Source organism: Streptomyces sp. NPDC001292, assembly GCF_042896465.1.
Taxonomy (GTDB): Bacteria; Actinomycetota; Actinomycetes; order Streptomycetales; family Streptomycetaceae; genus Streptomyces.
Map to the genome: position 1 here is coordinate 128,978 of NZ_JBIAXG010000010.1, position 12,379 is coordinate 141,356.

At 72.8% G+C, this 12,379-nt stretch carries 12 protein-coding genes and 1 pseudogene; 8 read left to right on the forward strand and 5 right to left on the reverse strand.

The genetic code is table 11. The annotated features are described in order from the left end of the window. Nucleotides 1-55: 55 nt before the first annotated feature. The gene (locus tag ACFY4A_RS14170; protein ID WP_390829704.1) at nucleotides 56-1,000 is read right to left on the reverse strand and encodes a MurR/RpiR family transcriptional regulator; all 945 of its coding nucleotides are present in this window, start codon (nucleotides 998-1,000) and stop codon (nucleotides 56-58) included. A 224-nt stretch (nucleotides 1,001-1,224) separates the two neighbouring features. Between ACFY4A_RS14170 and ACFY4A_RS14175 the strand changes: the two genes are divergently transcribed. Both ACFY4A_RS14175 and ACFY4A_RS14180 read left to right on the forward strand, forming a co-directional pair. After that, a complete protein-coding gene (locus tag ACFY4A_RS14175; RefSeq protein ID WP_390829705.1) occupies nucleotides 1,225-1,608 on the forward strand; it encodes a hypothetical protein in 384 nt (127 codons plus the stop codon). 25 nt (nucleotides 1,609-1,633) lie between these two features. After that, nucleotides 1,634-1,912, forward strand: a complete 279-nt coding sequence (locus ACFY4A_RS14180; RefSeq protein WP_390829706.1) for a DUF4031 domain-containing protein — start codon at nucleotides 1,634-1,636, stop codon at nucleotides 1,910-1,912. Here ACFY4A_RS14180 and ACFY4A_RS14185 read toward each other — a convergent pair. After that, nucleotides 1,894-2,385, reverse strand: a pseudogene (locus ACFY4A_RS14185) (GNAT family N-acetyltransferase); the annotation flags it as partial. The gene ACFY4A_RS14180 and the pseudogene ACFY4A_RS14185 sit on opposite strands and share 19 nt — an antisense overlap. A 46-nt stretch (nucleotides 2,386-2,431) precedes the next feature. Next, nucleotides 2,432-3,076, reverse strand: a complete 645-nt coding sequence (locus ACFY4A_RS14190; protein ID WP_390829707.1) for a hypothetical protein — start codon at nucleotides 3,074-3,076, stop codon at nucleotides 2,432-2,434. Between the two features lie 322 nt (nucleotides 3,077-3,398). Here ACFY4A_RS14190 and ACFY4A_RS14195 point away from each other — a divergent pair, with 322 nt between their 5' ends. The 4 genes from ACFY4A_RS14195 to ACFY4A_RS14210 all read left to right on the forward strand — a co-directional run bounded on the left by ACFY4A_RS14195 (nucleotide 3,399) and on the right by ACFY4A_RS14210 (nucleotide 6,924). Then, nucleotides 3,399-3,734, forward strand: a complete 336-nt coding sequence (locus tag ACFY4A_RS14195) for a hypothetical protein (RefSeq protein ID WP_390829708.1) — start codon at nucleotides 3,399-3,401, stop codon at nucleotides 3,732-3,734. 10 nt (nucleotides 3,735-3,744) lie between these two features. Continuing rightward, nucleotides 3,745-4,425, forward strand: a complete 681-nt coding sequence (locus tag ACFY4A_RS14200; RefSeq protein ID WP_390829709.1) for a maleylpyruvate isomerase family mycothiol-dependent enzyme — start codon at nucleotides 3,745-3,747, stop codon at nucleotides 4,423-4,425. 89 nt (nucleotides 4,426-4,514) lie between these two features. Further along, nucleotides 4,515-5,237 (forward strand): copper homeostasis protein CutC, encoded by a 723-nt coding sequence (locus tag ACFY4A_RS14205; RefSeq protein ID WP_390829710.1) that lies wholly within the window; start codon nucleotides 4,515-4,517, stop codon nucleotides 5,235-5,237. 85 nt (nucleotides 5,238-5,322) lie between these two features. Then, nucleotides 5,323-6,924, forward strand: coding sequence for a type II CAAX prenyl endopeptidase Rce1 family protein (locus ACFY4A_RS14210; RefSeq protein ID WP_390829711.1), 1,602 nt, complete (start codon nucleotides 5,323-5,325; stop codon nucleotides 6,922-6,924). Here the strand turns inward: ACFY4A_RS14210 and ACFY4A_RS14215 are convergent. Beyond that, the gene (locus ACFY4A_RS14215; RefSeq protein ID WP_390829758.1) at nucleotides 6,912-8,885 is read right to left on the reverse strand and encodes a HelD family protein; all 1,974 of its coding nucleotides are present in this window, start codon (nucleotides 8,883-8,885) and stop codon (nucleotides 6,912-6,914) included. The two genes, ACFY4A_RS14210 and ACFY4A_RS14215, sit on opposite strands and share 13 nt — an antisense overlap. A 479-nt stretch (nucleotides 8,886-9,364) precedes the next feature. Here ACFY4A_RS14215 and ACFY4A_RS14220 point away from each other — a divergent pair, with 479 nt between their 5' ends. Together ACFY4A_RS14220 and ACFY4A_RS14225 are read left to right on the forward strand one after the other, a co-directional pair. Further along, nucleotides 9,365-9,550, forward strand: a complete 186-nt coding sequence (locus tag ACFY4A_RS14220; RefSeq protein ID WP_390829712.1) for a hypothetical protein — start codon at nucleotides 9,365-9,367, stop codon at nucleotides 9,548-9,550. Between the two features lie 18 nt (nucleotides 9,551-9,568). After that, a complete protein-coding gene (locus ACFY4A_RS14225) occupies nucleotides 9,569-10,759 on the forward strand; it encodes a glycosyltransferase 87 family protein (RefSeq protein WP_390829713.1) in 1,191 nt (396 codons plus the stop codon). Here ACFY4A_RS14225 and ACFY4A_RS14230 read toward each other — a convergent pair. Then, nucleotides 10,714-12,360, reverse strand: coding sequence for a DNA repair helicase XPB (locus ACFY4A_RS14230; protein ID WP_390829714.1), 1,647 nt, complete (start codon nucleotides 12,358-12,360; stop codon nucleotides 10,714-10,716). The two genes, ACFY4A_RS14225 and ACFY4A_RS14230, sit on opposite strands and share 46 nt — an antisense overlap. Nucleotides 12,361-12,379: the final 19 nt, after the last annotated feature.

Sequence of the window (12,379 nt, forward strand, 5' to 3'; positions counted from 1 at the left end):
TTGCGGTACGGCTGACCGTGCGGGTCCGGACTTGTTCGGTTCTCGGCTAGGAGCACTACGAGCGCTGGGTCCCGCCCCGTGGGCTGTGCCGGTGGGCGAGCGCCTCGTAGGACGCGGCGAGCGCGGGCGCCGCCGTCTCGTACGTCCGCTGTGCCACCCCGACGAACAGGCAGTCCACCACGAGCAGTTGGCTGGTCCGGGAGGACATCGCCGCCGGGCGCAGCTCGCTCTCGCGGGCCGTGGAGGTGGTCAGGACGTGGTCGGCGTACTGCGTGACGGGCGCGGCGGGTCGGCCGGTGATGGCGACGGTGGTCGCGCCGTGCTCGAAGGCCACCCGGAGCGGCTCGATCACGTCCCCGGTCGAACCCGAGTGGGTGATGGCGATCGCCACGTCCCCCGCGCGCAGCTGCACCGCGTTGGTGACGGCGAGGTGCGGGTCGCTGGGCGCGTGCGCCACCAGCCCTATGCGCAGCAGCTTCTGCATGAGGTCCTGGGCGACCAGACCGGAGGCGCCGATGCCGTAGACGTCGGTGCGGCGGGCGGCGGCCAGCGCGGTGACCGCCGCGCCGAGCTGGATGGTGTCGAGGCCGGCGGCGGTGTCGGCCAGGGTCTGCTGCTCGTCGTAGGCGAGTTTGGCGACGACGTCGGCGATGGGGTCGTCCACCGCGATGTCGGTCGTGATGGCGGGCGCACGTCCCGACTGCTGCTGGGCGGCCAGGCCCGCGAGGGCCAGGCGCAGGTCCCGGTAACCCGGATAGCCCAGCAGACGGGCGGTGCGCACGACGGTCGCCTCGCTGGTGCCGGTGAGCTCGGCGAGGCCGGTGACCGTGAGGGCCGCGCAGCCGGCCGGGTCGCCGGCGACGGCCTCGGCGACACGCTGCATGGAGCGGGTCATCGAGGGCGCGAGCGTACGTACCTTGGCCGCGAGGGCGGCGGGTGCGGGGGGCGTGAGGCCCGGGGCGCCCCCGCCTGCGAAAATTTCCTTCACGTCCTGGGTCACACTGTGAAAGGTATTTTCCGCACGGTCACGTGGTCAAGGCCGCGCGCCGAGGCCCCGAGGACCCGGCTCCCGCTCGGCACTCGCCCGCGGCCCCGGTCGGCTCTCGCGAACGGCCCAGCGGTGCACGGGAGATGGAGAGAACGGGTTCCGGGCGGCGCCGAACCCGCCGGCGCCTGATCCGTCACCGGTGTCCGGTCCAGGACTTCGGGGTCACAATGGGAGGCATGAAACCCATCAGCCCCCTGGAGCAGGCCCTGCACGCCGCCCGCGCCCTGGTGCTCGCCGACCTGGTCGCCGGCGAGGTCGCCAAGGCGGACGTGGTCTCGCTCGTGGAGGACTCCGTCGCTCAGCGCCGCTGGTGGGTGGAGCAGTGGCCGGAAGGCGCGCAGTACGTGGCGGGCCTGGTCGCGCAGGACGTCCAGGACGCGCTCCTGGAGCGGTACGGTCGCTGGCCGCTGTGCCCGGTGTGCGGCTACGGCGACCCGCACGCGCTGGACGTGGAGCCGGAACTCGGGCCCGACCCGCACTGGGTGTGCTCCAAGGCGGGCGTGAAGGTGGCGCCGGTGGGCGCCCTGGCGGAGGCGACCGGCCGGAGCACGACGTCGTGACGGCGCCGCGCCGGGCGGTCGCAGCGTGACCCTCTACATCGACCCGCCGTCCTGGCCGGGCCACGGCCGCATGTGGTCCCACCTGGTCAGCGACGTCTCGTACGACGAACTCCACACCTTCGCCGAAGGGTTGGGAGTACCCCGCCGGGCCTTCGAGCGGGACCACTACGACCTGCCCGCCCAGCGGTACGCCGACGCGGTGGCGGCCGGCGCGGTCGAGGTCAGCAGCCGCGAGGTGGTGCGGCTGCTGTACGCCGCCGGGTTGCGGCGCCCCAAGGGCCGTGTTCAGGGCCGGAGTTCGTAGAAGATCTCCTCCTCGCTCTCACGCACGGCGACGAAACCGGCGCGGGCGACGACGCGCTGGGAGGGAAGGTTGCCCCGGTCCACGGTCGCGACCAGCAGCCGTACGTCGTCCCGGGCCAGCGCCCAGTCCGACAGCGCGCGCAGCGCCTCGGTCGCGTAGCCGTGGCCGCGGGCGGACACGGCGAGGTCGTAACCGACCTCCGCGCGCCCCTCCTCGTCGGGCGCACCGTGGAAGCCCATCCCGCCGACCGCGCACCCGTCCTCCCTGCGCACCAGCACGAACATCCCCCACTCGGGCCGGTGCACCCCGCTCTCGCAGGCCTTCACGGTCATGCCTGCGGCGTCCCGCGTGCTCTCGAAGGGGCCGTCCTCGACCCACCGGAAACCCCCGTCCCCACCGCTGTTCAGGTCGCGGGCGGCGGCGGGGCCGACGCCCTCAAGGTCCAGGCGTTCGGCGGGTATGCGGAGCGTGTTGTCGTGCCCGTCGCTTCTCGTCATCCTCGTCCCTCGTCGGCCGGCCTCATGCTGTCAGGAACTCCAGTTCCCCACCGATGTTGTACCGGGCCGTGGCCTCCCAGTGCTCCCGGCCGTGCGGGGTGCGGAAGAGGTGGGGCCGGTCCAGGAGCCGGCGCAGGATCTCGGCGCGGCCCTCGCGGAAGGCGTCGTTCGGGACGAAGTGGTACTCCTCGCGGACGCCGGCCGTGTAGGCGGCGTACGCCGACGGGGCCGCGGCCAGGATCGCTAGGTCGGCGTCGCACAGGACCTGGCCGTCGCGGTCGTCGTCGGCCGGATCGTGGGTGACGGTGAGGCGCACCAGGCGGGCGACCTCGGTGGTCTTCGCCTCCGGTACCCCGGCCTCGGGAAGCGCCCGCTCGGCCAGGCGGGCCGAGCGCTCCTCGTTCTCGGAACGCTCCGGCAGGTAGACGGCGTCGTGGAACCAGGCGGCCAGCCGCACCACGTCCGGATCGTCGGCGTGCTTCTCGAGCGCATCGACGCGGTCCAGGACCTCGGTCAGGTGCGTGAGCGTGTGGTAGTGCCGGTGCGGCTCCTGCCAGCGGGCGAGCAGGTTGTCGGCGTACGGCACCGGGTCGGGATCGCCGCCGGGGCCCCGGGTGCCCTCCAGGGCACGGGTCCAGCGGGAGCGCAGGGCGTCGAGATCGGCCATACGGCCATTGTCCCAGCGGCGACCCGCTCCAACGAGGCAGGCCGACCCAGGACGACCTCGTGACCAGCAACGCAGCCCTTACAGCAAGTTGCGGCCGTGGCACCTTCACCGTGTCCCCCGTCGCCTGGTCCGCCTTCGTCGTCCACACCGGCCGCTGGCACTGACCGAAAACCGTCGTCAACATGGCGTGACGGCCGGCTGACCCTCGTCGGCCGGCCTTGGCAGCATCGGCGGTAGCAAAACAAAACACGGTGCATATCGCTGCACCAGGTCCTGGGGCCGCTCCTTCGGGAGCGGCCCGAGTGCTTTCCGGGAGGGATCGTTGTACCAGCTCTCGGATCTCGTCGTCTCCTCCCTGCTGTTCCCGATCGCCTGTCACGCCTACCTGAGCGACGTGACGTGGAACGTCCACTGCGACGACGCCTACCAGCCGCTGAGAGAGCAGTTCGGGGAGCGGCTGCGCAAGCTCCAGTTCCGCTATCAGGACCCGGCGGGTAAGTGGCGGGGCGGGATCGTGCGGCGGACCGGCCAGTCCTCAAGTCTGATGTTCGCAGAGGCGAAGGCGGCAACTCAGAAGTCGTCATTCCTGGGCAGCAGATGGGCGGAGGGGAACTGCCCACTGTGCCGTAGGGGGACCGCGATGAGGCCCGAGCACTAGCGTGGAACGCATGACTTCTGCTGATGTGCACGAGGTACGGGATCCGGAGCTGCCAGGACGGCTGCTCACCAGGGAGAGGGACGCGCTCATCCCGTTGCTGCGGAGCCGGGCGGACGCCGACTTCGCGCTGCCGACCGCCGCGTGTCCGGGGTGGACGGTGCGGGATGTGCTCGCGCACTGTTCCGCCGCGCTGACGCGAGTGGTGGAGCGCCGGTTCGAGGAGGGGGTGTTCTCGCCCGAGTCCAACGAGCGGGACATCGCAGAGCGGGGCGAGTGGAGCAACGCCCGGGTGGTGGACGAGCTGGAGCGCGGGATGACCGAGGCCGGGCCGCTGATCGCCCGGGCGGGCGGGGTGCTGGACGTGCTCGCGTTGGGCGAGTGGGTGCACGCCGGCGACGTGCGCGAGACCCTGGGCGAGCCGGGGGCGTACGCGGGGGACGGGCTGCCGTACGCGCTCGGCCTGCTGGCGTACGTGACCCGCGAGAAGGGGCATCTGCCGCTGCACGCCGACCTCGACGAGGTGGACGAGCCGCTGAGGTTCGGGGAGGTGAGCGGGGAGCGGACTCCGGCGCGGTACATCGGCGACGCCGCCACCCTCGTGCGGCTCTACGCGGGGCGTCCGGTGCCGGTGACCGGGGCGGGGTACGAGCTCGCGGGCGCCGGGGCGGGGGAGCTGAACATTTTCGGGTGACCGGTTCCCGGCCGCGGGTCACCCGACCGGCGTACTCTGATATTGGACTAGACCTGTCCGCTTCAGGGGAAACCGAGGGAAGGGCTCCTATGAGCATGCGTGCAGTCCTGGAGGTGATCGCCCTCGACGTCGAGGACGCGGTCGCCGCTCAGGCCGGAGGCGCGGACCGCCTCGAGCTGGTCACCGACATGGCGGCCGACGGGCTCACCCCGCCGGCCCGTACCGTCGCCGGGATCCGCGCCGCCGTGGACATTCCGCTGCGCGTGATGCTGCGGCTCGCGGACGGGTTCGGCCCGGGGGGTGCCCGGGGGCTGGACCGGCTGGCGGGGGTCGCGGGCGAGCTGCGGGCGGCCGGCGCCGAGGAGTTCGTGCTCGGGTTCCTCGATCCGCGGGGCGGGGCCGATCTGGTCGCCGTGGAGCGGGTCGTCGGCGAACTGGGCGGCTGCCGCTGGACCTTCCACCGGGCGATCGACCGCGCCGCCGACCGGGACGCGCTACGCAGGCGGCTGGACGGGCTGCCGGGGCTCGACACCTATCTGACGGCGGGCGCCGCCTCGGGGGTGGACGACGGGCTGCCCACACTGATCGCGGAGGCCGCGCGGAGCGGCGAGCCCGGCTACGAGCAGCAGATCATGGTCGGCGGCGGCCTGCGGCTGGACCATGTGCCCGCGCTGCTCGCCGCCGGGATCGACGCCTTCCACATCGGCGGTGCGGCCCGCCCCGGCGGCTGGGACGGACCGGTCGCCGTCGCGGCGGTCGCTCAGTGGCGCGCGGTGCTGGACGGGGTGGCGGTCCGGCAGCCCGCGGGCTGAGACACGGTGCCTGACCGGGGTGGAGTGGGTCCGTGGCCGGGTAATTCGTACGCCTGGCCCATTCCGTCCGGGCACGATGTCGTTCATGACAGCGACGTTCCCTGACCCCACCGGGCTTCCGTACCACCGCATGGCCCGGTACTCATCTCGCCACCGCTGGTGGCGGCCGCTGCTCGGCACTCTGCTGCTGTTCTTCGGGTGGTTCCTGACCGGTGCCTTCCTGTACGTCCTCGCCGACACGCTGGGGAGAGGCGCCGGCTACCGGGAACTGCCGGACGGCGAACTCGACTTCGGTCCGATCCTCGGAACGGCGCTGGACCTGACCGCCATAGCCCTGACCTTGCCGCTGGTCCTCCTGGCCGTGCTCTGGGTGGGACGGCGTCCGGCCGGCACGGTGGCTTCGGTCACCGGGCGGCCGCGCTGGCGGTGGCTGGCCTGGTGCCTGCTGGCCGCCGTACCGCCCATGCTGCTGTTGCCGGTCGTCGCGATCTTCCTGCCGGACGACCAGGGCGACGGTGCCGGAGGGGCCGACGTGTGGGTGGGGTGGCAGACGTTCCTCGTCTCCCTGGCCATGCTGGTTCTTCTCGTGCCGTTGCAGTCGGCGGCGGAGGAGTACCTCTTCCGCGGCTGGCTGCTCCAGGCGGCCGGGGCCTTCCTCCGCTCCCCGTGGCTCGCGGTGCTGCCGCAGGCGGTGCTCTTCGCGGCCGCGCACGGCTGGGGCACCCCCTGGGGTTTCGCCGATCTTCTGGTCTTCGGCGTGGTGGCGGGGTGGCTGACTATCCGCACGGGCGGTCTCGAGGCGTCCGTCGCCCTGCACGCGCTGAACAACCTGCTGGCCTTCGGCCTGTCCGCCGCGTTCGTGGACGGACTGGCGTCCGACGAGACGGCGGCGGACGCCCCCTGGCAACTGGCCCTCGTCGACATGCTCTCGGTGCTGGTCTTCGCCGCGCTCGTGCTGTGGCTGGCGCGGCGCCGCCGTCCGCAGCACCTGTCGCCCGCGGTCACCGAGCCGGTCCCGCCCCGTCTCCTGCCGTACACACCGCCGCAGGGCGCGTACTGGCCGTACCCGCAGGCGCCAGGGGCGTACGGGGCGTACCCGCAGGCGCCGGGTACGTACGGGGCCTACCCGCAGCCGTCCGGGGCGCACGGGCCGTACGCGCCGCCGCCGGGCGCGCATTGGCCGTACGCGTCACCGCAGGGCCCGAATGGGCCGTACCCGCAGGCGCTGGGAGCACACGGGCCGTACGCGCCGCCGCCCTCGAACGCGGCCGTGCCCGGCCCCGCCGCGCACGGCCCCCATGGACCCAGCCCTGTCGAGCCCGGCCCTGCCGTCCCCGGACCCGCCGTGTCCGGTCCTGCCGTGTCCGGTCCTGCCGTCCCCGGCCCTGCCGTGTCCGGCGCTGCCGTGTCCGGTCCTGCCGTGTCCGGTCCTGCCGTGTCCGGCGCTGCCGTGTCCGGTCCTGCCGTGTCTGGCGCTGTCGCGCCCGGTCCTGCCGTGTCCGGCGCTGTCGCGCCCGGTCCTGTCGCGTCCGGCCCCAATGGGCCCAGCCCTGTCGAGTCCAGTCCTGCGACGCTCGATCCCGCCACGCCCGGTCCTGCCGTCCCGGGCCCCGCCGTGTCCGGCTCCGTCGTCCCCGCCCCCGGCGAGCCGGCGTCGCATCAAGGTGGTGGGGCTCAGGACAGCTGAGGCGGGAGCGGAGCGGTGTGGGTGATGATCAGGCCCGACACCGCTCGGGTCAGGGCCACGTACAGGCGGCGCAGGCCGGTGCGTTCGTCGGGTTCGCCGTCGACGACGGCCCGCGGTTCGTCGAGGACGACGTAGTCGTACTCCAGGCCCTTGGCGAGCGAGGCCGGGACCAGGGTGAGGCGGGTCTCGGCCGTCGTCTCCTCCCCGGGGGCGAGGTACGGCAGGCCGGCCGCCGTCAGCGACTCGGCCAGGGCCGGGACGCGGGCGTCGGCGGCGATCAGGCCGACGGAGCCCTCGTTGCGCAGCAACTCCTCGCAGGCGGTGACCACTTCGGCGTCCCCGGCGGTCGTACGGATCTCGAAGAAGCCGGGGTTCTCGCGCACCGACGCGACGGGGGTGAGCCCGGGGGCGATGTGCGGCAGCAGCCGGGAGGCGTACGTGATCACGTCCGTCGGGACGCGGAAACCCGCCGTCAGCTCCTCGATCAGGCCGTCGGACTTGCCGAGGTGGGCCAGGGCCTCCTCCCAGGTGCGGGTGGCCCACGGCGTGGTGCCCTGGGCCAGATCGCCGAGGACGGTCGCGGAGCCGGTGGTGCAGCGCCGGCCGACCGCCCGGTACTGCATGGGGGAGAGGTCCTGCGCCTCGTCCAGGACGACATGCCCGAGGGAGTGGGTGCGCTCCACCAGGTCGGCGGCCTCGTCGACCAGTACGGCGTCGGCGGCGGACCACTTGGCCGACTTCACCGACCGTACGGGCCTGGCCCACAGGAGCGTCTTGCGCTCCTCCTCGGTGAGGATCCCGTCCGCGTGCTCCGCGAGGAAGTCCGCGTCAGTCAGCAGCCGCAGCACCAGTTTCGCCGGGTCGACCGGGGGCCAGACCGTCTTGACGGCCGCCTTGACCGCCGTGTTGCGGGCCACCGCGTCCTGTACGCGGTCGTCGGGGGCCTCGCCCGCCCGCTCCATCTGCACCAGCACGGCATGCGCGATCCGCTGCGGCAGGGCTTCGCGGGCGGCGCCGTAGCGGATGCCGCGGTCCAGCAACTCGCGGACGATGTCCTCCAGTTCGTACGCCGGGACGCGCCAGCGCCGCGATCCGCGCACCACCACGACCGGTTCGGTGGGCATGGTCACGTGGGAGTACAGGGCCCTGCGGAGCACCTCCGCCATCCGTGCGTCGCCCTTGACGATCGCGGTCGCCGCGTCGTCCGTGCCCCGCACCCCCACATGCCTCACCAGATCGTCGACGGTGGCCTGCTGGACGGTCAACTCACCGAGCGCTGGCAGCACTTGCTCGATGTAGTGCAGGAAGGACCGGTTCGGTCCGATCACGAGGGTGCCGGTGCGGGCGAGCCGCTCGCGGTGGGCGTAGAGGAGGTAGGCGACCCGGTGCAGGCCCACGGCGGTCTTTCCGGTGCCGGGGCCGCCCTGGACGCAGACGGTACCGGACAGCCCGGACCGCACGATCTCGTCCTGCTCGGGCTGGATGGTCGCCACGATGTCGCGCATCGGGCCCACGCGCGGGCGCTCGATCTCCTGCTGGAGCAGCCTGCTGGTGGTGGCCGCCTCGGCCGGGTCGGACAGGTGCTCGTCCTCGTACGCCGTGAGGTCGCCGCCGGTGTAGCCGAAGCGGCGGCGCAGCGCGATGTCCATGGGGTCCTTCCTGGACGCCCGGTAGAACGGCTGCGAGACGGGCGCGCGCCAGTCGATGACCATGGGGTCGCCCTCGGCGTCGTGCACGTGCCGCCGCCCGATGTAGAAGCGTTCGCCCTCGGCGCCCTCGGCGCCCTCCGCCCGGTCCGCGCCCGGAGTGTGCAGGTAGTCGAGCCGTCCGAAGAACAGCGGGGTGTGGCTGAGGTCGGCCAGCGCCTTGATGCGCTCGTCGATCTGGCGGGCGAGGACTTCGGCGTTGACCCAGTTCGCGGTGACGTCGCGGATGTCCAGCGACTCCACGTCCTCGCGCATGGCGCGCAGTGCGGCGCGGGAGGCGGACAGATGGGCGCGCTCGCGGGCGAGGGGGTCGTCGGCGGGGCGGGCGGGGCCGGCGGGCGTGGACGAGGATGACGACGAGGACGACGAGGACGACGAGGACGACAGGGACGACAAGGGGGTGCCTCCGGAAGGCCTTCGGGGCAGGCGGGTGCCGTGTGGTGGTGCCGTGTGGCTGCGCCGCGCGGCGGCGGGATCTGCCGACCGGTTTCCGTCCGGGCGGCGGCACTCCGTCAGGGGAGGCGGGCAAGAGGGTGGATTCTAGGGCGCGGGGAGGTGCGGAGGCCAACCGGTTTTACCGTGCCGCGCGCTCCGAGGTGCCGTGATCGCCTTCCCCTGGGGGCCGCGTCCGCCGGACGCAGGGGCCGTGGTTCCTCCAGAGGGGTAGCCGGGGGCGGGGAGACCCGGTCCGCAGGCCGATGCCGGAGCTGTGCCCGCGGATCCACCATGGAGACATGAGCGCAGCAACCGTCCACCCGGCTCCCGCCGCTCGCCCGGCCGGCGCCACGGCTGTCCAGGGCAGTCCTCGTCATCACCTTCTGGGCGACGCCCTGCACGCCGTCAAGGTGTTCGCGGGCGCCCTGTTCGACGTGGTCGTCCTCGGCGAGTACGGCGAGGAGGCGGGCGTACGCAGCAAGTGAGCAACTAGGGTCCGGTTCGTGACAGCACGGAAGGTGACTCTCCGGTCATCGACGGCACCCGCCCTGGCCCTCCTCGTCGTCTCCTTCGCCGCCCTCGCGGCCCTGTTCGCGGTGCAGCGGGTACAGATGGCCGACGCGGTGGTCTACCAGGCCGAGGGCGCGGCGGTCGTCCACGGCCGCGACCTCTACGGCTTCACGGTCACGCAAGGACGGCTGCCGGCCACGTACCCGCCGTTCGCGGCCCTGCTGTTCGTGCCGACGGTGTGGCTTTCCGCCGCGGCCCTGAAGGCGGCGTTCTTCGTGGGCAACGCGCTGCTGCTCCCCTGGCTCGTCCACCTCTCCGCGCGGCTCGCCGGCCGCCGGGCCGGACTCCCGCTGCTGTGTGCCGCGACGGCGCTCGCCGTCTGGCTCGAACCGGTCTTCCAGACCTTCGTGTACGGGCAGATCAACCTCGCGATCGTCTGCCTGGTCCTGTGGGACCTGACCCGGCCGCCCGGAGCCCGCGGCAAGGGCGTCCTGATCGGTGTCGCGACCGGCATCAAGCTCACCCCGGGCCTCTTCATCGTGTACCTGCTGCTGCGGGGGCGGCGCCGCGAGGCGGCCACGGCGGTGGCCGGGTTCGCCGGGACCGTCGCCGTCGGGGTACTCGTCCTGCCCGCGGCCGGCGTCGACTACTGGACGCGCCGCCTGTTCGAGACCAACCGGGTGGGCAAGCCGTGGATCGTCGCCAACCAGTCGCTTCAGGGACTGGTCGCGCGGCTGCTGGGGGAGCCGTCGCCCGGCCTCGCCTGGATCCTCCCCGCCGTCGCGGTGGCCGCCGCCGGCCTGTGGCTCGCGTGCCGGGTGCGGCGGGAGCGCTGGGGCGTGCTGCTGACCGGCCTGACCGCGCTGCTCGTCTCACCGATCAGCTGGTCGCACCACTGGGTGTGGTGCGTCCCGTTGATCGCCGTATTCCTGGCCGAGGGCCGCCGCGCCTGGGCGGCGGTCACCGTGGTCCTGTTCACGGCCCGCACCTTGTGGATGGTGCCCAACAAAGGTGTGGAGCTGCACCTGTCCTGGTGGCAGCAGCCCCTGGCCTCGCCCTACCCCCTGCTGGGGCTGGTCCTGCTCGTGGCGGTGGCGCTGGAGTGCCGCAGACAGCGGCCCCGCCGGACTCGGGCGGGTCAGGCCTCCTCCGCCAGCAGTTCGTCGGCGTCCATGATCCGGTAGGCGTAGCCCTGTTCGGCCAGGAAGCGCTGGCGGTGGGCGGCGAAGTCCTGGTCGATGGTGTCGCGGGCGACCACCGAGTAGAAGTGGGCCTGGTGGCCGTCGGCCTTCGGGCGCAGCACCCGCCCGAGGCGCTGGGCCTCCTCCTGGCGGGAGCCGAAGGTGCCCGAGACCTGGATGGCGACCGTGGCCTCCGGCAGGTCGATGGAGAAGTTCGCGACCTTCGACACCACCAGCACGCTGATCTCGCCCTCGCGGAAGGCGTCGAAGAGCTTCTCGCGCTGCGCGTTGGACGTCTCGCCCTTGATCACCGGCGCGTTCAGGTGCTCGCCCAGCTCGTCGAGCTGGTCGATGTACTGGCCGATGACCAGGATCTGCTGCCCGGCGAAGCGGCGGACGATCGCCTCCGTGACCTTCCGCTTGGTCGCGGTGGTCGCGCAGAAGCGGTACTTCTCCTCCGTCTCGGCCGTGGCGTACGCCAGCCGTTCGGACTCGGTCAGGTTCACCCGGACCTCGACGCAGTCCGCGGGCGCGATGTGGCCCTGCGCCTCGATCTCCTTCCAGGGCGCGTCGAACCGCTTGGGGCCGATCAGGGAGAACACGTCCGACTCGCGGCCGTCCTCGCGCACCAGGGTCGCCGTCAGTCCCAGCCGCCGCCGGGCCTGGAGGTCCGCGGTGAACTTGAAGACCGGCGCGGGCAGCAGGTGCACCTCGTCGTAGACGATCAGTCCCCAGTCCCGGGAGTCGAACAGCTCCAGGTGGGGGTAGATCCCCTTCCGCCTGGTCGTGAGCACCTGGTAGGTGGCGATGGTGACCGGGCGGACCTCCTTCCTGGTCCCGCTGTACTCCCCGATCTCGTCCTCGGTCAGCGAGGTCCGCTTCACCAGCTCGTGCTTCCACTGCCGGGCCGAGACGGTGTTCGTGACCAGGATCAGCGTCGTGGACTTCGCCTGCGCCATCGAGCCCGCGCCGACCAGCGTCTTGCCGGCTCCGCAGGGCAGGACGACGACCCCGCTCCCGCCGTGCCAGAAGTTCTCCACGGCCTGCTTCTGGTAGGGCCGCAGCGCCCAGCCGTCCTCGCGAAGCTCGATCGGGTGCGCCTCGCCGTCGACGTACCCGGCGAGGTCCTCGGCGGGCCAGCCCAGCTTGAGCAGGGTCTGCTTGATCTGCCCGCGCTCGGAGGGGTGCACGGCCACGGTGTCCGGGTCGATCCGGGCGCCGACCAGCGGAGCGATCCGCTTGGACTTCAGCACCTCCTCCAGGACCGGCCGGTCGGTGGTGGTCAGGACCAGGCCGTGCGCCGGGTGCTTGGTGAGGGTCAGCCGCCCGTAGCGGTCCATCGTCTCGGCGATGTCGACGAGCAGCGCGTGCGGCACGGGGTAGCGGCTGTACTGCACGAGGGCGTCGACCACCTGCTCGGCGTCGTGCCCGGCGGCGCGCGCGTTCCACAGGCCGAGCGGGGTGACCCGGTAGGTGTGGATGTGCTCGGGTGCCCGCTCCAGCTCGGCGAACGGCGCGATGGCCCGACGGCAGTCGTCGGCCTGCTCGTGGTCGACTTCGAGAAGCAGGGTCTTGTCCGACTGGACGATCAGGGGACCATTCACGCGCAGCGCCCTTTCCGTG

Coding starts and splice junctions, on each gene's coding strand:
- ACFY4A_RS14175 (WP_390829705.1), top strand. CDS start 1,225: ATGAAACCCATCAGCCCCCTGGAGCAGGCCCTGCACGCCGCCCGCGCC.
- ACFY4A_RS14190 (WP_390829707.1), bottom strand. CDS start 3,076: ATGGCCGATCTCGACGCCCTGCGCTCCCGCTGGACCCGTGCCCTGGAG.
- ACFY4A_RS14200 (WP_390829709.1), top strand. CDS start 3,745: ATGACTTCTGCTGATGTGCACGAGGTACGGGATCCGGAGCTGCCAGGA.
- ACFY4A_RS14205 (WP_390829710.1), top strand. CDS start 4,515: ATGAGCATGCGTGCAGTCCTGGAGGTGATCGCCCTCGACGTCGAGGAC.
- ACFY4A_RS14210 (WP_390829711.1), top strand. CDS start 5,323: ATGACAGCGACGTTCCCTGACCCCACCGGGCTTCCGTACCACCGCATG.
- ACFY4A_RS14215 (WP_390829758.1), bottom strand. CDS start 8,885: ATGCGCGAGGACGTGGAGTCGCTGGACATCCGCGACGTCACCGCGAAC.
- ACFY4A_RS14220 (WP_390829712.1), top strand. CDS start 9,365: ATGAGCGCAGCAACCGTCCACCCGGCTCCCGCCGCTCGCCCGGCCGGC.